We start from the raw sequence: 15,602 nt of genomic DNA on the forward strand, positions 1-15,602 counted from the left end.
ACCGTGGACGGCTTCGACGACCTGCTCGCCGCCAACCGTGGGTTCGCGGCCTCCTTCGACCTCGCCGGCTTCGACGGCGTCGCCCATGCCGGCGTCGCCATCGTGACCTGCATGGACTCCCGGATCGACCCGCTCGGCATGCTCGGCCTCAGGCCCGGCGACGCCAAGATCTTCCGCAACCCCGGCGGCCGGGTGACCCCCCAGGCGCTGGAGGCGCTGGTGCTCGGCGTCCACCTGCTCAACGTCGAGCGGATCCTGGTCGTCCCCCACACCCGCTGCGCGGTCGCCAGCAGCACCGAGGCCGAGCTCCGCGAGCGGGTCGCCGCCTCGGCCGGCCGGGACGCCTCCTGGCAGCCGTTCCACGTCGTCGGCGACCAGGAGGCCGCCCTGCGCGAGGACGTGCAGAAGGTCCGCTCCCACCCCCTCATCCCCGGCTCGGTGCAGGTCGGCGGCTTCCTCTACGACGTCGACACCGGCCTGCTCGAGCAGCTCCTCTGACCCGTTGGGTCAGGCGTCGAGCGCCTCCACGTCGACCTCGTAGGCGCCCTGCACGATGAACTCCTTGCGCGGGGCGACGTCGGATCCCATCAGCAGCTCGAAGATCCCGGTCGCGCTCTCGGTGTCGTCGACGGTGAGCCGGCGCAGGGTGCGGTGACGCGGGTCCATGGTCGTCTCGGCCAGCTGGTCGGCGTCCATCTCGCCGAGGCCCTTGTAGCGCTGGACCGGCTCCTTCCACTTCACGTTCTTCTTCTTCAGGTCGGCCAGCCTGCGCTGCAGCTCGGCGTCGGAGTAGGTGTAGACGTACTTCTCCTGGCCCTTCCTCGGGTTGGAGATCTCGATGCGGTGCAGCGGCGGTACGGCGGAGTAGACGCGGCCGTCCGAGATCAGGTCGGGCATGTACTTGAAGAACAGCGTCGCCAGCAGGCAGCGGATGTGCGCGCCGTCGGAGTCGGCGTCGGCCATGAAGATGATCCGGCCGTACCGGCGCGCCTCGAGCTCGAAGGTCCGACCGGAGCCGGCGCCCACGACCTGGATGATCGAGGCGCACTCGGCGTTCTTGAGCATGTCGCCCACGGACGCCTTCTGGACGTTGAGGATCTTGCCGCGGATCGGCAGCAGCGCCTGGAACTCGGAGTTGCGGGCGAGCTTGGCGGTGCCGAGCGCCGAGTCGCCCTCGACGATGAACAGCTCGGTCCTGTCGTTGTCCACCGCGCGGCAGTCGGCCAGCTTCGAGGGCAGCGCCGAGGACTCCAGCGCGTTCTTCCGGCGCTGGGTCTCCTTGTGCTGGCGCGCGGCGACGCGGGTCTTGGCGGCGCCGGCGACCTTCTCCATGACCAGCTTCGCCTGGGCCTTCTCGGCCCGCTTGGTGGAGGTCAGGAACCTCTTGAGCTCGGCCGACACCACCCGGCGTACGACGGTGCGCACGGCCGGCGTGCCGAGGATCTCCTTGGTCTGGCCCTCGAACTGCGGCTCGGCCAGGCGCACGGTCACGACCGCGGTCAGGCCCTCGAGCACGTCGTCCTTGACCACGTCGTCGTCGTTGACCTTGAGCACCTTCGTGGCGCGCATCGCGTCGTTGAAGGTCTTGGTGACGGCGCTCTCGAAGCCGCCGACATGGGTGCCGCCCTTGGGCGTCGCGATCACGTTCACGAACGAGCGCAGCACGGTCTCGTAGCCGGTGCCCCAGCGGACGGCGACGTCGACCTGGAGCTCGCGCTCGACGTCCTGCGGGGTCATGTGGCCCTTGTCGTCGAGCAGCGGCACCGTCTCGGTGAACGTCTCGACGCCCTGAAGCCGGACGATGTCGGTCACCGGCTCGTCGGGGGCGAGGAACTCGGCGAACTCGGCGATGCCGCCGTCGTGGCGGAACTTCTCCTCGCGCGGGGTCTCGCCGCGCAGGTCGCGGATCACCAGCTCGAGGCCCGGCACGATGAACGACGTCTGTCGGGCTCGGCCGATCAGCTCGTCGTAGCCGAACTCGGCGTCCTTGGTGAAGATCCGCCGGTCCGGCCAGAACCGGATCCGGGTGCCGCTCCTCCCCTTCGCGACCCGGCCGCCCTTGCGGGTCAGGCCGGACCTCGGCTCGAACGGCGCGGCCGGGCCCTCCCCCGCGAACACGCCCGGCGTGCCGTGGCGGAAGGACAGGCCCTGCTCGGCCGGCGAGCGCCGGACGTCGATGTCCATCCGGGCCGACAGCGCGTTCACGACCGAGAGGCCGACGCCGTGCAGGCCGCCGGTGGCGACGTACGACCCGCCGCCGAACTTGCCGCCGGCGTGCAGCTTGGTCGCCACGACCTCGACGCCGGGGAGCCCGGTCTTGGGCTCCTTGTCGGTCGGGATGCCGCGGCCGTCGTCGTGCACCTCGGCGGAGCCGTCCGGGTGCAGCGTCACCTCGACGCACCCGGCGGCGCCGGCGAGCGCCTCGTCCACGCCGTTGTCGATGATCTCCCACAGGCAGTGCATGAGGCCGCGGGTGTCGGTCGAGCCGATGTACATCCCGGGACGCTTGCGCACCGCCTCCAGCCCCTCGAGGACGAGGAGGTGTGCCGCGTTGTACGTGTTGTCGATCGTGGGCTCCTGCTGTGCGAAGTCCGATGGCTGGCTCGGACCGAATCTACCTGCGACACGCCGGACGCCGATGAAGGCTCGCCCTGGCGAGGCCGGGGCTACCGTGGGCAGCACTTCCCACAGCACGACCTGGCACCGTCCGGCAGCACCAGCGCAGCAGCACGAGCACCACCACGGTGGTCACGATGTGGACACGATCGGCGCTCGGGAGCCCCGATTCCGCAGCGAGAGCACCCGCACCCGCGTCACACTCAGGAGAGATCGTCGTTCTCCCCACACGGGCCGCCCACTGCATGGAAAGCGGTCCGAGAGGGAAGAGAGCACGTGATTGGATGAGGTGTCCGGCGCCACGCACGACCGGGAATCTTGGCACCCGCCAGTACGTTGGGCCAGACACCGAGGCGAGAAGAAATGAGGCAGATGTGACCACTGCAGTTGCCCCCAGCACCGCCGCGCTGAGCGCTGCGGACCGTTGTGACCGGTGCGGAGCCCAGGCCTACCTGCGCGTGGAGCTCCAGTCGGGTGGTGAGCTGCTCTTCTGCGCCCACCACGCCCGCGAGCACGGGGACAAGCTCAAGGAGATCGCCGCCAGCGTCGTCGACGAGACCCACAAGCTCTCGAGCACCCCGGCCAGCGCTCCCGCCGACGAGCGCTGACCGGCCCAGCTTCCGCCGAGGCCCCGGACATCGGTCCGGGGCCTCGGTGCATCCGGCCGGCGTCGGTAGGGTTCCTCCGTGTCCCTGACCGAGGTCCTCGTCGCCGTCGTGATCGCGGTCGGCATCGTCGGCATCGTGGTGCCGATCCTCCCCGGCTCGGTGCTCGTGGTCGGCGGCATCCTGGTCTGGGCGATCGTCACGGGCGGTACGCCGGCCTGGCTGGTCTTCGGGGTCGCGACCGCGTTCGTCGTGGTCGGCGCCGTCGTGAAGTACCTCGTCCCCGGCCGCCGGCTCCAGGCGGCCGGCATCCCCGCCTCGACCCAGTGGAGCGGCGTCGCCCTGGGCGTGGTCGGCTTCTTCGTGATCCCGGTCGTCGGGCTGTTCGTCGGCTTCGTGGCCGGCGTCTACCTCGCCGAGCTGCGCCGGGTCGGCTCCCCCCGGGCGTGGCCGTCGACGGTCCACTCGCTCAAGGCGGTCGGCTGGAGCATCGTCATCGAGCTGGTCTTCGCGCTGCTGGCGACCTGGACGTGGGTCGCGGGAGTCGTCCTCACCTGAGCGGACAGGTCAGTCGAGGTAGTCGCGGAGGACCTGCGAGCGCGACGGGTGCCGCAGCTTCGACATGGTCTTGGACTCGATCTGGCGGATGCGCTCGCGGGTGACGCCGTACACCTTGCCGATCTCGTCGAGCGTCTTCGGCTGGCCGTCGGTGAGGCCGAACCGCATGCTCACCACGCCCGCCTCGCGCTCCGAGAGCGTGTCGAGGACGGCGTGCAGCTGCTCCTGGAGCAGCGTGAACGACACGGCGTCGGCCGGAACGATCGCCTCGGAGTCCTCGATGAGGTCGCCGAACTCGGAGTCGCCGTCCTCGCCGAGCGGGGTGTGCAGCGAGATCGGCTCGCGGCCGTACTTCTGGACCTCGATGACCTTCTCGGGGGTCATGTCGAGCTCCTTGGCCAGCTCCTCCGGCGTGGGCTCGCGGCCCAGGTCCTGGAGCATCTGGCGCTGGACGCGGGCCAGCTTGTTGATGACCTCGACCATGTGCACCGGGATGCGGATGGTGCGGGCCTGGTCGGCCATGGCGCGGGTGATCGCCTGCCGGATCCACCAGGTGGCGTACGTCGAGAACTTGTAGCCCTTGGTGTAGTCGAACTTCTCGACCGCCCGGATCAGGCCGAGGTTGCCCTCCTGGATCAGGTCCAGGAACAGCATGCCGCGACCGGTGTAGCGCTTGGCGAGCGAGACGACGAGGCGGAGGTTGGCCTCGAGCAGGTGGTTCTTGGCGCGGCGGCCGTCCTCGGCGATCCACTCCAGCTCCTCGAGGAGCTTCGCGGAGGTCTTGCCGCCCTTGCCGAGCTTCTCCTCCGAGAACAGGCCGGCCTCGATCCGCTTGGCGAGCTCGACCTCCATCTCCGCGTTGAGCAGCGGGACCTTGCCGATCTGCTTGAGGTAGTCCTTGACCGGGTCGGCGGTCGCACCGGCGACCATGACCTGCTGCTCGGGCTCGTCGGTGTCGTCGGCCGCGGAGACGACGAACGACGCCTCCTTCTCGTCCTCCTCGATCGAGGGGTCGGAGGCGACGTCCTTCTCGAACTGCTCGTCGGGCAGGTCGGGCAGCACCTTCTTGCCGTCGGGGCCGACCGCGACCTCGGCCTCGGCGGGCGTCGCCTCGGCGGCCCTCTTCGCCGGGGCCGGTGTCCTCCTGGCCGGCGCGGTGGCCTTCTTGGCCGCCGTCTTCTTGGTGGCGGTCCTGGCCGTGGTCGTCTGCCGCGCGGAGGTCGCGGCGACGGCGCGGGTGGTCGCCGGGATCCGGACCGAGATGCCCAGGGCGCTCAGATGGGCGAGCAGGGCCTTGAGATGCCGTGGCTCCACGGCCGCGTCCGCGCCGGCCTGCCGGACCTCCTCGGGGGTGATGCTGCCCGTGGGGGTGCCTCGCTCGATGAGGGCCACGACGGCAGGGTGCGAAAGCACGTCGGCAGGGAGCAACTTGCGCGCGTTCGAGGACACGAACACCTCTCGTGAAACGACGGTCGAACCAGATCAAGGGCGCGGCCCATCCCGGTGTCGTCAAGAGCCGCGAGAGTCATTCTTGCACGGGCACCCTGAGATCCAGGCAGGTGCCCCGATCCGGGAGACCGGTCTAGGCGTTCGCCCGGGCTGCCGTCTTCTGCTGCTTCTTGTAGTCGCGCACCTTCTGCAGCGACGCCTCGTCCACGACGTCGGCCACCGAGCGGTAGCCCTCCTCGGCGTAGGCGCCCACGGCTGCCGCCCAACCTTCGGGCCGTACGCCGAGCTGCTTGGCCAGCAGCGCCACGAAAATCTGTGCCTTCTGCCTGCCGAACCCGGGCAGCTCCATCACCCGGGCGAGCAGCTCCCTGCCGGTCGTCGCCTCGGTCCACAGGCGCTCGGCGCGGCCGTCGTACCTCTCCTCGACCATGCGGGCCAGCTCCTGGAGGCGGGTCGCCATCGACCCCGGGAACCGGTGGATCGCCGGCGTCGTGCTGCACAGCGCGGCGAACTCGACCGGGTCGGCCGCGGCGATCCGCGCCGGCGCCAGAGTGCCGAACCGGTCCAGGACCTTCGCCGGGCCGCGGAACGCGTGCTCCATCGGGTACTGCTGGTCGAGCATCATCCCGACGAGCAGCGCGAACGGGTCGTCGGTGAGGACCTGGTCGGCGACGGCGTCGCCGGTGATGTGGACGGCCACCGTCAGTCGGCCTTGACCGCCAGCACGGGGCAGTGGGCGTCGAGCAGGACGCGCTGGGCGTTGCTGCCGAGGATCAGCTTGCCGACCGGCGAACGGCGGCGCAGGCCGATCACGATGAGCTCGGCCTCGTTGGCCTCGGCGATGCTGATCAGGTCCTCGGCCGGCTCGAACCCGCGGACCAGCTGGCGCACGTCGAACTCGACGCCGGCTCCCTCGAGCTTCTGCCTCACCGCGTCCATGTCGCGGTCGGCCTGGGTCGAGGTGTTGCCATCGAACTCGCTGCCGCCGCGGTGGGAGTTCACGACGACGAGCTTGGCGTTGCGCAGCCTGGCCTCGTCGACGGCCTTGTTGAGCGCGGCCTCCCCCTCCGGCTTGGGCACGTAGCCCACCACGACGGTCCCCATCGATGCCTCCAGATCCGAGTTCGGACGAGTGCTGCGGTCGCTCTGCACGCTATCCGATCGGCGCGCCGGGCGGCAGCCTGTGGACGGACTCCTACCCCGAACCGGCCGACGGGGAACGCTGGAGCCATGACCGTCCGCACCCTGGCCACCTCGGAGGGCGTCTCGGAGCCCCTCCCCCGAGCACTCGCCGCCGTGCTGCGGCGCGCGACCCTCGACCACCTCCGCGCGGAGTGCCGGCGCGGCTACCCGCCGCTGCTCCACGTCGGCTTCCCCGGCGGCCACGAGGAGGTGTTCGCGCTGCGACCCGGCGATCCGTCCGACCACGCCATCCGCGCCGACGTGCTGGCGGCGATGCTGCAGCGCGTGCGCCGGGTCGCGGGCGCCGTACCCCTCGTCTGGCTGACGCGCGCCGGCCCGCTCGACCTGCAGGACGTCGACGCCGCCTGGCTGTCCTCCGCGCGCACCGCCGCGGGCGAGGCGGGCATCGGGCTCACCATGGTCGTCGTCACCAAGCGCGGGTGGTTCGACCCGCGCAGCGGGGTGCGCCGGGAGTGGAAGCGGCTGCGCGATCGCTCCGGCGGCAACCGCTAAAGAGGTTGCGCCGGTAGGGGGCGCCGTCGCGAGCGTCGCGAGGGGCCTGCGCTGGCAAGGCGCGGTCGCGAAGGCCCTGTGGATCCATCGTCGAGCGGCCGCAACGCGGCCAGGGTGCGTCCATCGCGGCGCGCAGCAGGCGATCACCTACCGGCGGGACCTCTAATCCCAGGTGTGGACCGGCTCGTTGGTGTGCATCCGCTCGCGGTAGTCGCGCAGCGTCTCCCGCAGCGCGTCGAGCCGGGGCTGCCCGCGCCGGGCCGCGTGCATCCGGCGGACGAACCACTCCGCGCCGTTCACGCCGGTCAGGCAGCGCTGCTCGATGATGCCGAGCAGCCGGTCGGCCTCCTCGCCCGAGGCGCCCCACGCCGTGAGGCCCTCGTGGGCCAGCGGGAGCAGCCGGCGCAGGACCAGCTCGGTGGCGCGGACCTGGCCGACGCCGGGCCAGTAGACGTGCGCGTCGATCCCCTGCCGGGCGGCGACGTGGAAGTTCTCCTCGGCGGCGCTGAACGACATCTGCGACCACAGCGGTCGCTCGCTCTCGGCGAGGGTCCGCACGAGGCCGAAGTAGAACGCCGCGTTCGCGATCGTGTCCGCCACCGTCGGCCCGGCGGCGAGCAGCCGGTTCTCGACGCGCAGGTGCGGGATGCCGTGGGCGATGTCGTAGACCGGGCGGTTCCAGCGGTAGATCGTGCCGTTGTGCAGCCGCAGCTCGGGCAGCGCCGGAGTGTCGCCGCGCTCGAGCACCTCGAGCGGGTCCTCGTCGTCGGTGACCGGCAGCAGCGCCGGGAAGAACCGGACGTTCTCCTCGAACAGGTCGAAGACCGAGGTGATCCACCGCTCCCCGAACCACACCCGCGGCCGCACGCCCTGCGCCTTGAGCTCCTCGCTGCGGGTGTCGGTGGCCTGCTCGAACAGCGGGATCCGGGTCTCGCGCCAGAGCTCCTTGCCGAGGAGGTACGGCGCGTTGGCGGCGAGCGCGACCTGGACCGCGGCGATCGCCTGGGAGGCGTTCCAGTACTCGGCGAACTGATCGGGCGAGGTCTGCACGTGGAACTGGGTGCTGGTGCAGGCTGCCTCGGGCACGATGGAGTCCGCGGTCGTGCGGAGGCGCTCGGCGCCGTCGATCGAGATCGTGATGTCCTCGCCGCGGGCGTTGAGGATCTGCTCGCTGAGCAGCTTGTAGCGCGGGTTCGCGCTGAGCGAGTCCGGGCCCATGTGCCCCTCGGCGAGCGTCGGCAGGATGCCGATCATCACCATGTGGGCGCCAACCCTGGCCGACCTCTCCTCCGCGTCGTTGAGGCTGCGCCGCAGGTCGTCCTCGAACGTGGTCAGCCCGCCCTCGCGGATCTTGGCCGGCGGGACGTTGATCTCGATGTTGAACTGGCCGAGCTCGGTCTGGAAGTCCGGGTCGGCGATCGCCTCGAGCGCCTCGGCGTTCTTCAGCGCCGGGTCGCCGCGGTCGTCGACCAGGTTGAGCTCGACCTCGAGCCCGGTCATCGGGTCGTCGGTGTCGAAGCGGGCCTCGCGCAGCATCCGGGCGAACACGTCGAGGTTGCGCCGCACCTTCTCGCGGTGACGCGTGCGGTCGGCGCGGGAGAACTCCTGAGCTTCCACCTCTTCGCCCATGGCGAGACTGTAGGGCCTGGGCGGGCGCCGGGGCACGGCCCCGGTCCGCGCTCACCGGACCTCCTCCCAGGCCGCGGGCGGCACCGCTTCGGCGAGCACCCGGGCGACGAGCTGTCCGAGCGGATGGCCGGTGTCGACCTCGAGGCAGCGGTCGAGCGCGCACCACGCCAGCGCACCGTGTCCCGCCTGCCACGCCGCGAGCGCCAGCAGGGCGGCCGGGGCGGGCACGAGCGGGTCGGGGGCGCGGCGTACGACGTCGGTCCAGAAGGCGACGTGCGCAGGCGCCGTCCGCCGGCTCAGCCCGCACCAGGCCGCGTCGCGCAGGTGCGGGTCGAGCAGCGCACGCAGCAGCGCCGCCACCTCGGCGTCGCCGGGTGGCGAGCCGGCGGTGACCAGGCCGGTGATCCACCCCGGGTCGGGCGGGTCCCCGGAGAGCCCGGCGAGCGCCGCCACGACGCCCGCGACCCGGTCGGGCTGGCGGGCGACCTCCGCGCGCAGCTCGGCGCGGGAGCCGTGCAGCACCCGCCCGTCGAGCACGGCGCGGGCGCTGAACGGGTGCGCGGCCAGGTCGTAGGGCACGCCGGGTCCCCGGTCCCCGGCGGGCCACCACCGCTCGCCGTCGGCACGCAGCACGTCGAGCACCTCCACCCCGGCCCGGGAGAACTCGCCGGACAGGCACCGGGCCGCCCGGCGGGCCAGCCGGGCGTCGCCGGTGTAGACGACGAACAGCACCTGCGGGACCCGGTGGCGCAGCACCGGGTCGAGCAGGCAGTCGACGACGCCGGGCAGCTGCGAGGGTCCGGGCGGCAGGTCCACCCGGGCGTGGAACGGGTAGCCGGCGCCGAAGGTCAGCATCGCGACGGACTCGGTCGGCACGAACCCGAGGGCCACGGGGACGACGGCCAGCACGTCCTCGGGGGTGCGCGCGGTGAAGGTCAGCGGGGGCTGGGAGGTGGGTGCGGTCATGCCACGACGGTCCCCGGACGGACGGACATCCGGGGCGGCGACCGGACCGGGCTGTGGGGAGACGTGCGGGAAGGTCCGCCTGTGGAGGATCCGCGGGCCGTCGGCGCCGGGAGGTACCGTGCGCGCGTGCGAGCGGTTGCGTCGGTCCTCCACCTGGACCTGGACGCGTTCTTCGCGGCGGTCGAGCAGCGCGACAAGCCGTCCCTGCGCGGGAAGCCGGTCGTCGTCGGCGGGGTCGGCGGCCGCGGTGTGGTGGCGACGGCGTCGTACGAGGCGCGGGCGTTCGGCGTCCGCTCGGCCATGTCGACGCGGGAGGCGCGGGCGCGGTGCCCGCACGCGGCGTTCCTGACCGGCCGGTTCCACGCCTACCGCGAGACCAGCAAGCGGGTCATGGACCTGCTCCGGGCGGCCTCGCCACTCGTCGAGCCGCTGTCGCTGGACGAGGCGTTCGTGGACCTGGCCGCCGCGGACCTGCCCGACCTGGAGGTGGCGACCGTGACGGCGTACGCCGAGCAGCTGCGCGCCCGGGTGGTCGAGGTGACCGGGGGGCTGACCGCGTCGGTCGGCCTCGCCACTTCGAAGTTCGTCGCCAAGGTGGCCAGCGACCTCGACAAGCCCGACGGCCTCGTGGTGGTCCCGCCCGGCACCGAGCGCGACCTGCTGCGGCCCATGGACGTGCGGGTCATCCCCAGCGTCGGTCCGGCCACCGCCGAGCGGCTGCGCCGCGTGGGGATCCACACGGTGGCCGAGCTCGAGACCGCCGGTGAGGAGGAGCTGGTGCGCCTGCTCGGCCGGGCCAACGGCACCTGGCTCTTCCACCTCGCCCGTGCCGAGGACGACCGCCCGGTGGTCCCGGAGCGCGAGGCGAAGTCGGTGAGCGCCGAGGGTACCTACGACACCGACCTCACCGACCGGTTGCTGATGGAGAGCCTGCTGACCCGCCAGGCGAACGACGTCGCCGGCCGGCTGGCCAAGCACGGCCTGTCCGGCCGCACGATCTCGATCAAGGTGCGGCTGCACGACTTCACCACGCTGAGCCGCTCGACCACGCTCGGCTCCCCCACCGACAGCGCCGCCGTCATCGCCCGGCTCGCACGGGCGCTGCTCGCCGATCTCGACACCTCCGGTGGCGTGCGCCTGCTCGGCGTCGGCGTCTCCGGCCTCGCCGACTGGGTGCAGGAGGACCTCTTCGGCGACGCCACCGAGGACGAGGAGTCCGAGCCGCTGCCCGAGGTCGAGGTCCCGCACCACTCCCGCCGCACCTGGGCGCCCGGGATGGACGTCGAGCACACCGGGCACGGCCGCGGCTGGGTGTGGGGCGCCGGCCGCGGCGTGGTGACCGTGCGCTTCGAGACGGCCGAGTCCCCCGCCGGGCCGGTGCGGTCCTTCCGGGAGGACGACCCCGACCTCAGCGCGTGGCGGCCGCCGGAGCCGGCCGAGGACGCAGGCTGAACCGCACGGCGTCCCCCGGCCGCAGCTGCGCGCACTGCCAGAGGTCGTCGGCCTCCACGACGCCGATCACCGGGTAGCCGCCGGTCGGCGGGTGGTCGGCGAGGAGCACCACCGGCTGCCCGTTCGGCGGCACCTGCACCGCGCCGAGGACCATGCCCTCCGAGGCCAGCTCTGTGTCCCGGGTACGCCGGAGGGCCGGCCCCTCCAGGCGGAGCCCGACCCGGTTGGAGTCGGCGTCAACCGCCCAGGCCGCGGCGCAGAGCACGTCGAGCGCGTCGGCGGCGAACCAGTCGTCACGGGGGCCGGGCACCAGCCGCAGGTCTCCGGGCCGCGGCGTGCGCGGAGTGTCGACCGGCCGCGGCTCCCCCGGCGGGCCGACCGGCAGCGTCGTCCCGGCCTCGACCCGCGGCGGGCCGACCCACGCGAGCGTGTCGGTCGAGCGCGAGCCGAGCACCGGCGGCACGTCGATCCCGCCGGCGACGGCGACGTAGGAGCGCACCCCGGCCACGGGGGTGCCCAGGCGCAGGACCGCGCCGGCCGGCAGCCACTCGGGCCGCGCGTGGCCGCGCGGGGTCCCGTCGACGGTGACCGGCGCCGGGGCGCCGGTCACCGCGACCCAGCACCCGGTGTCGCTCCGGATCGTCAGCCCGCCGAGCAGCACCTCCAGCACAGCGGTGGCCGCGTCGTTGCCGACGAGCCGGTTCGCGAGCGCCGCCGCGGGCGGGTCGAGCGCGCCCGCCCGCGGCACGCCGAGGTGCGCGAGCCCGGTCCGGCCGCGGTCCTGGACGGTGACGAGTGGACCGGTCTCGACGATCGTGATCATCGCGCCACGAACCGCACGCGCGTGCCGGGCGCCAGCAGCGCCGGCCGCTCCCGGTCCTGGTCCCACAGCACCGCGTCGGTGCGGCCGAGCAGCCGCCAGCCGCCCGGCGACGGCGTCGGGTAGACACCGCACCAGGTCCCCGCGAGGCCGACCGACCCGGCCCGCACCCGGGGCCGCGGCGACTCCAGCCGGGGTACGGCGCGGTCGTCGGGCAGCCCGGCCAGGTAGGAGAATCCGGGCGCGAACCCACAGAACTCGGCGACGTACTCGATCTCCGTGTGCCGCCGCACCACGCCGTCGACGTCGGTGCCCCACGCGGACGCGACGAAGGCGAGGTCCGGGCCGTCGTAGGCGACCGGGATCTCGACCAGGTCGCCCGCCGGCGATGTTGCGGTTGGTGACCAATCCGCAAGGGTCGCCGACACGGCCGACAGGTCGGTGACGCCGTCGAAGAGCACCGTCTCGGCGGCCGGCACGATCTCCTCGGCGGCGACCCGGCCGCGGGCCCAGGTGGCCAGCGCGAGCGCGGTCGCGGCGTCGCCGACCTCGGCGAGGGCCGCGCGCGAGCCGACCGGGCGGAGCTCCATGGGCGCCAGTCTGGCGGCTGCCGCGGCGGAAATGGGTGAAGGCCCCCCGGTGGTATGAGCACCAGGGGGCCTTCGGCTCTGACCGGAAACGGTGACGCCCGGTCGATCCGACCCTCGCTCCGACCCCGCCGTCCCCGTCACCGGGCCGACGCCGCGAGTTGCCTCGCGGAGCGGATCCTCGCTCCTGTCCGATCCCCGATCCCGCCTTGCGGCGGTCTCGGTAGGCAGAGTTCTACGTGGCGCGGGTCACACCCCGCAAGGGCCTCCCGGGAACCCACAGTCTTGTCCACAGCAGGTGCGCCCTCATCCACCACACGAGTGCACAGTGCACAGGGACCGGTCCAGACCTGTGGACTCAGCCGAACGGGCGGAGCTCCAGCCCCGCGTCCTCCAGTGCCCGGCGTACGGCGGTCGCGTGCTCGACCGCGCCCGGCGAGTCGCCGTGCAGGCAGAGCGAGTCGACGGTCCCGGCCAGCGCGAGCGCCTGGGCGACGATCGCGTCCTCGGTCTCGACCAGGGCGCCCGGCTGCGAGCGCGGCACCAGCCGGCCGTCCACGGTGTACCCGCGGTCCGGGAACCCCTCGCGGAACACGCCCCGGCCGGCCTCCCGCGCCCGGGTCAGCAGCACGCCGGGCAGGCCGAGCAGGGGCAGGCCGCCGGATCCCGCGAGGACCGCCGCGGCCTGCTCCTCGTCGTCGAGGACCCGGTGGTAGAGCGCGCCGTGCGGCTTGAGGTACCGGACCGTCGTACCGGCCTCGCGCGCGAGCGTCGCGAGGATCCCGACCTGGTCGGCGACCTGCTCGCGGAGCACCTCGAAGGGGACGTCGCGGGCCACGCGGCCGAAGCCCTCCCGGTCGGCGTAGGACACCTGCGCCCCCACCGCGACCCCGCGCTCGGCGGCCTCGGCGCACACCGCGCGCATGATCGCGGGCGTGCCCGCGTGGTAGCCGCAGGCGACGTTCGCGCTGGTCACGACCGCGAGCAGCGCCGCGTCGTCGGTGACCTCCTCGCCGAGGTCGGCGTTCAGGTCGATGCGCGCCATGGGCACGACGCTATCGTCGCCGCCATGCAGCCCCCTATCGCCGACCGGCGACCGACCAGCGCCGAGATCCACGGCCGGACCCGCACCGACGACTACGAGTGGCTGCGCGAGAAGGACTCGCCGGACGTCACGGCGTATCTGGAGGCCGAGAACGCCTACACGCAGGAGCGCACCGCCCACCTGGCCGGCCTGCGACAGACGATCTTCGAGGAGATCAAAGCCCGCACCCGCGAGACCGACCTCTCCGTGCCCACCCGCAACCGCGACTACTGGTACTACGGGCGCTCCTTCGAAGGCAGGGAGTACGGCGCCAGCTGCCGCGTCCCCGTCACCGATCCGGACGACTGGACGCCGCCGCAGCCGGCGGAGGACACCGCGCCCGACCGGCCCGCGCTGCCCGGCGAGCAGGTGCTGCTCGACCTGAACGCGCTGGCCGACGGGCACGAGTACTTCTCGCTCGGCGGGTCGTCGGTCAGCCCGGACACGAGCCTGCTCGCCTACTCCACCGACGTGGTCGGCGACGAGCGGTACACGATCCGGGTCGTGGACCTCGCGACCGGCGAACTGCTCGGCGATGAGATCGCCGGCGTCCTCGGCGGCGCGACCTGGGAGCGCGACAGCGGCGCCTTCTACTACACGACCGTCGACGAGACCTGGCGCGCCGACAAGATCTGGCGGCACCGGCTCGGCACCCCCCAGGCCGACGACGAGCTGGTCCACCACGAGGAGGACGGCCGGTTCTGGGTCGGCGTCGGCCGCACCCGCAGCGACCGGTTCATCGTGGTCGCCAGCGGCTCCAAGACGACCTCGGAGTACCGCTTCCTCGACGCCGACTCCCCCGACCTCGGGCTCCGGCTGTTCTCCGAGCGGCGCGAGGGCGTGGAGTACTCCCTCGACCACGCCGCCCTCGCCGGCGAGGACGTGTTCCTCGTCCTGCACAACCACACCGGCGCCGACTTCGAGCTGGCGACCGCGCCGGTGGCGCCGACCCCGCCGGAGGACTGGGCGCCGCTGATCGCCCACGACCCCTCCGTACGCCTCGAGGACGTAGACGCCTTCGCCGGCCACCTCGTCGTGCACCAGCGCAGCGACGGGCTCACCCAGCTGCGGATCCTCGAGCTCGGGCCGGACGGCGTGGGCGACGACTACCTCGTCGAGTTCGACCACGAGGTCTACACGGTCGGGTCGGCCGGCAACCCGGGCTTCCACCAGCCTGTGGTGCGGCTCGGCTACACGACGATGGCGGTGCCCTCGTCGGTCTACGACTACGACGTCCGCACCCGCGAGCTCACGCTGCTGCGGCAGGCGCCGGTGCTCGGCGGCTACGACGCGGGAGACTACGAGGAGCACCGGGTCTGGGCGACCGCGCCCGACGGCGAGCGGGTGCCGGTCTCGCTGGTCGCCCGCCGGGGCCGCACCGGGCCGGTGCCCCTCCTGCTCTACGGGTACGGCGCCTACGAGACCTCGATCGACCCGTACTTCTCGATCGCGCGGCTCTCCCTGCTCGACCGCGGCGGCGCCTTCGCGATCGCGCACGTGCGCGGCGGCGGCGAGATGGGGCGCCGGTGGTACGACGGCGGCAAGCTGCTCGCCAAGCAGAGCTCCTTCTCCGACTTCGTCGCCTGCGCGCGCCACCTCGTCGACACCGGCTGGACGACCCCGGACGTGCTGGTCGCCGAGGGTGCCAGCGCCGGCGGCCTGCTCATGGGCGCGGTCGCCAACCAGGCGCCGGAACTGTTCGCCGGTGTCGTCGCGGGCGTGCCGTTCGTGGACGCGCTGACGACGATGCTGGACGCGACGCTGCCGCTGACCGTGACCGAGTACGACGAGTGGGGCAACCCCGAGGCGGACGCCGAGGTCTACGAGTACCTGGCGTCGTACGCGCCGTACGACAACGTCGGTGCCGTCGACTACCCGCCGATCCTGGCGGAGACCTCGCTCCACGACACCCGGGTGCTCTACGTCGAGCCCGCCAAGTGGGTGGCCCGGCTGCGGGCGACGGCGACCGGGCGGCGGGACTTCCTGCTGCGGACCGAGATGGCGGCCGGGCACGGCGGCGTGTCCGGGCGGTACAAGTCGTGGCACGACCGGGCGTTCTCGCTCGCGTGGATGCTCGACCGGATGGGACTGGCCTGAGCGTCGGCCTGAGATTTCTCTGAAAGTTGCTCCGGGAGGCAACT

15 protein-coding genes are annotated in these 15,602 nt (G+C 72.9%); 6 read left to right on the forward strand and 9 right to left on the reverse strand.

What is annotated here, in order from left to right:
* Positions 1–3 precede the first annotated feature (3 nt).
* A complete protein-coding gene (locus ACYVKX_RS15640; RefSeq protein WP_460834194.1) occupies positions 4–498 on the forward strand; it encodes a beta-class carbonic anhydrase in 495 nt (164 codons plus the stop codon).
* 9 nt (positions 499–507) lie between these two features.
* On the opposite strand, the gene ACYVKX_RS15645 is transcribed toward ACYVKX_RS15640, so the two are convergent.
* Positions 508–2,496, reverse strand: coding sequence for a DNA gyrase/topoisomerase IV subunit B (locus ACYVKX_RS15645; RefSeq protein ID WP_460834368.1), 1,989 nt, complete (start codon positions 2,494–2,496; stop codon positions 508–510).
* Between the two features lie 494 nt (positions 2,497–2,990).
* On the opposite strand from ACYVKX_RS15645, the gene ACYVKX_RS15650 reads away from it, so the two are divergent.
* Both ACYVKX_RS15650 and ACYVKX_RS15655 read left to right on the forward strand, forming a co-directional pair.
* Positions 2,991–3,224, forward strand: a complete 234-nt coding sequence (locus ACYVKX_RS15650; protein WP_460834197.1) for a DUF7455 domain-containing protein — start codon at positions 2,991–2,993, stop codon at positions 3,222–3,224.
* Between the two features lie 78 nt (positions 3,225–3,302).
* Positions 3,303–3,779 (forward strand): DUF456 domain-containing protein, encoded by a 477-nt coding sequence (locus ACYVKX_RS15655; RefSeq protein WP_460834200.1) that lies wholly within the window; start codon positions 3,303–3,305, stop codon positions 3,777–3,779.
* A 9-nt stretch (positions 3,780–3,788) separates the two neighbouring features.
* Here ACYVKX_RS15655 and ACYVKX_RS15660 read toward each other — a convergent pair whose 3' ends face one another.
* The 3 genes from ACYVKX_RS15660 to ACYVKX_RS15670 form a co-directional block, all read right to left on the reverse strand.
* Positions 3,789–5,234: an RNA polymerase sigma factor gene (locus ACYVKX_RS15660; protein WP_460834203.1), complete on the reverse strand. Its 1,446-nt coding sequence runs from the start codon at positions 5,232–5,234 to the stop codon at positions 3,789–3,791.
* A gap of 127 nt (positions 5,235–5,361) precedes the next feature.
* Positions 5,362–5,928 carry an HhH-GPD-type base excision DNA repair protein gene (locus ACYVKX_RS15665; protein ID WP_460834206.1) on the reverse strand — a complete coding sequence of 189 codons (567 nt, stop codon included), beginning with the start codon at positions 5,926–5,928 and terminating at the stop codon, positions 5,362–5,364.
* Positions 5,929–5,930: 2 nt separating this feature from the next.
* Positions 5,931–6,332, reverse strand: a complete 402-nt coding sequence (locus ACYVKX_RS15670; RefSeq protein ID WP_460834209.1) for a universal stress protein — start codon at positions 6,330–6,332, stop codon at positions 5,931–5,933.
* Between the two features lie 126 nt (positions 6,333–6,458).
* Here ACYVKX_RS15670 and ACYVKX_RS15675 point away from each other — a divergent pair, with 126 nt between their 5' ends.
* Positions 6,459–6,923 carry a hypothetical protein gene (locus ACYVKX_RS15675; RefSeq protein WP_460834211.1) on the forward strand — a complete coding sequence of 155 codons (465 nt, stop codon included), beginning with the start codon at positions 6,459–6,461 and terminating at the stop codon, positions 6,921–6,923.
* Between the two features lie 162 nt (positions 6,924–7,085).
* On the opposite strand, the gene ACYVKX_RS15680 is transcribed toward ACYVKX_RS15675, so the two are convergent.
* Together ACYVKX_RS15680 and ACYVKX_RS15685 are read right to left on the reverse strand one after the other, a co-directional pair.
* The gene (locus ACYVKX_RS15680) at positions 7,086–8,552 is read right to left on the reverse strand and encodes a glutamate--cysteine ligase (RefSeq protein WP_460834213.1); all 1,467 of its coding nucleotides are present in this window, start codon (positions 8,550–8,552) and stop codon (positions 7,086–7,088) included.
* A gap of 51 nt (positions 8,553–8,603) precedes the next feature.
* Positions 8,604–9,518, reverse strand: a complete 915-nt coding sequence (locus tag ACYVKX_RS15685; RefSeq protein WP_460834216.1) for a DUF4192 domain-containing protein — start codon at positions 9,516–9,518, stop codon at positions 8,604–8,606.
* A gap of 126 nt (positions 9,519–9,644) precedes the next feature.
* Here ACYVKX_RS15685 and ACYVKX_RS15690 point away from each other — a divergent pair, with 126 nt between their 5' ends.
* Positions 9,645–10,970 carry a DNA polymerase IV gene (locus tag ACYVKX_RS15690; RefSeq protein WP_460834219.1) on the forward strand — a complete coding sequence of 442 codons (1,326 nt, stop codon included), beginning with the start codon at positions 9,645–9,647 and terminating at the stop codon, positions 10,968–10,970.
* Here the strand turns inward: ACYVKX_RS15690 and ACYVKX_RS15695 are convergent.
* From ACYVKX_RS15695 to ACYVKX_RS15705, 3 genes are all read right to left on the reverse strand, one after another.
* Complete coding sequence (locus ACYVKX_RS15695; protein ID WP_460834221.1) at positions 10,927–11,793, reverse strand: 5-oxoprolinase subunit C family protein; 867 nt, start codon at positions 11,791–11,793, stop codon at positions 10,927–10,929. The two genes, ACYVKX_RS15690 and ACYVKX_RS15695, sit on opposite strands and share 44 nt — an antisense overlap.
* Positions 11,790–12,380: a 5-oxoprolinase subunit B family protein gene (locus ACYVKX_RS15700; RefSeq protein WP_460834225.1), complete on the reverse strand. Its 591-nt coding sequence runs from the start codon at positions 12,378–12,380 to the stop codon at positions 11,790–11,792. The genes ACYVKX_RS15695 and ACYVKX_RS15700 overlap by 4 nt, the downstream gene beginning before the upstream one ends.
* A 355-nt stretch (positions 12,381–12,735) precedes the next feature.
* On the reverse strand, positions 12,736–13,422 hold the full coding sequence (locus ACYVKX_RS15705; protein WP_460834230.1) for a LamB/YcsF family protein: 687 nt from the start codon (positions 13,420–13,422) through the stop codon (positions 12,736–12,738).
* A gap of 24 nt (positions 13,423–13,446) precedes the next feature.
* Here ACYVKX_RS15705 and ACYVKX_RS15710 point away from each other — a divergent pair, with 24 nt between their 5' ends.
* Positions 13,447–15,558, forward strand: coding sequence for a S9 family peptidase (locus ACYVKX_RS15710; protein WP_460834234.1), 2,112 nt, complete (start codon positions 13,447–13,449; stop codon positions 15,556–15,558).
* The last annotated feature ends 44 nt before the right edge of the window (positions 15,559–15,602 follow it).

It is taken from the genome of Nocardioides hungaricus, assembly GCF_054782915.1.

What these genes read in the sequence shown, in the direction of transcription:
- ACYVKX_RS15645 (WP_460834368.1), bottom strand. Translation starts at nt 2,496, where the DNA reads ATGTACATCGGCTCGACCGACACCCGCGGCCTCATGCACTGCCTGTGG.
- ACYVKX_RS15670 (WP_460834209.1), bottom strand. Translation starts at nt 6,332, where the DNA reads ATGGGGACCGTCGTGGTGGGCTACGTGCCCAAGCCGGAGGGGGAGGCC.
- ACYVKX_RS15675 (WP_460834211.1), top strand. Translation starts at nt 6,459, where the DNA reads ATGACCGTCCGCACCCTGGCCACCTCGGAGGGCGTCTCGGAGCCCCTC.
- ACYVKX_RS15680 (WP_460834213.1), bottom strand. Translation starts at nt 8,552, where the DNA reads ATGGGCGAAGAGGTGGAAGCTCAGGAGTTCTCCCGCGCCGACCGCACG.
- ACYVKX_RS15685 (WP_460834216.1), bottom strand. Translation starts at nt 9,518, where the DNA reads ATGACCGCACCCACCTCCCAGCCCCCGCTGACCTTCACCGCGCGCACC.
- ACYVKX_RS15695 (WP_460834221.1), bottom strand. Translation starts at nt 11,793, where the DNA reads ATGATCACGATCGTCGAGACCGGTCCACTCGTCACCGTCCAGGACCGC.
- ACYVKX_RS15700 (WP_460834225.1), bottom strand. Translation starts at nt 12,380, where the DNA reads ATGGAGCTCCGCCCGGTCGGCTCGCGCGCGGCCCTCGCCGAGGTCGGC.
- ACYVKX_RS15705 (WP_460834230.1), bottom strand. Translation starts at nt 13,422, where the DNA reads ATGGCGCGCATCGACCTGAACGCCGACCTCGGCGAGGAGGTCACCGAC.
- ACYVKX_RS15710 (WP_460834234.1), top strand. Translation starts at nt 13,447, where the DNA reads ATGCAGCCCCCTATCGCCGACCGGCGACCGACCAGCGCCGAGATCCAC.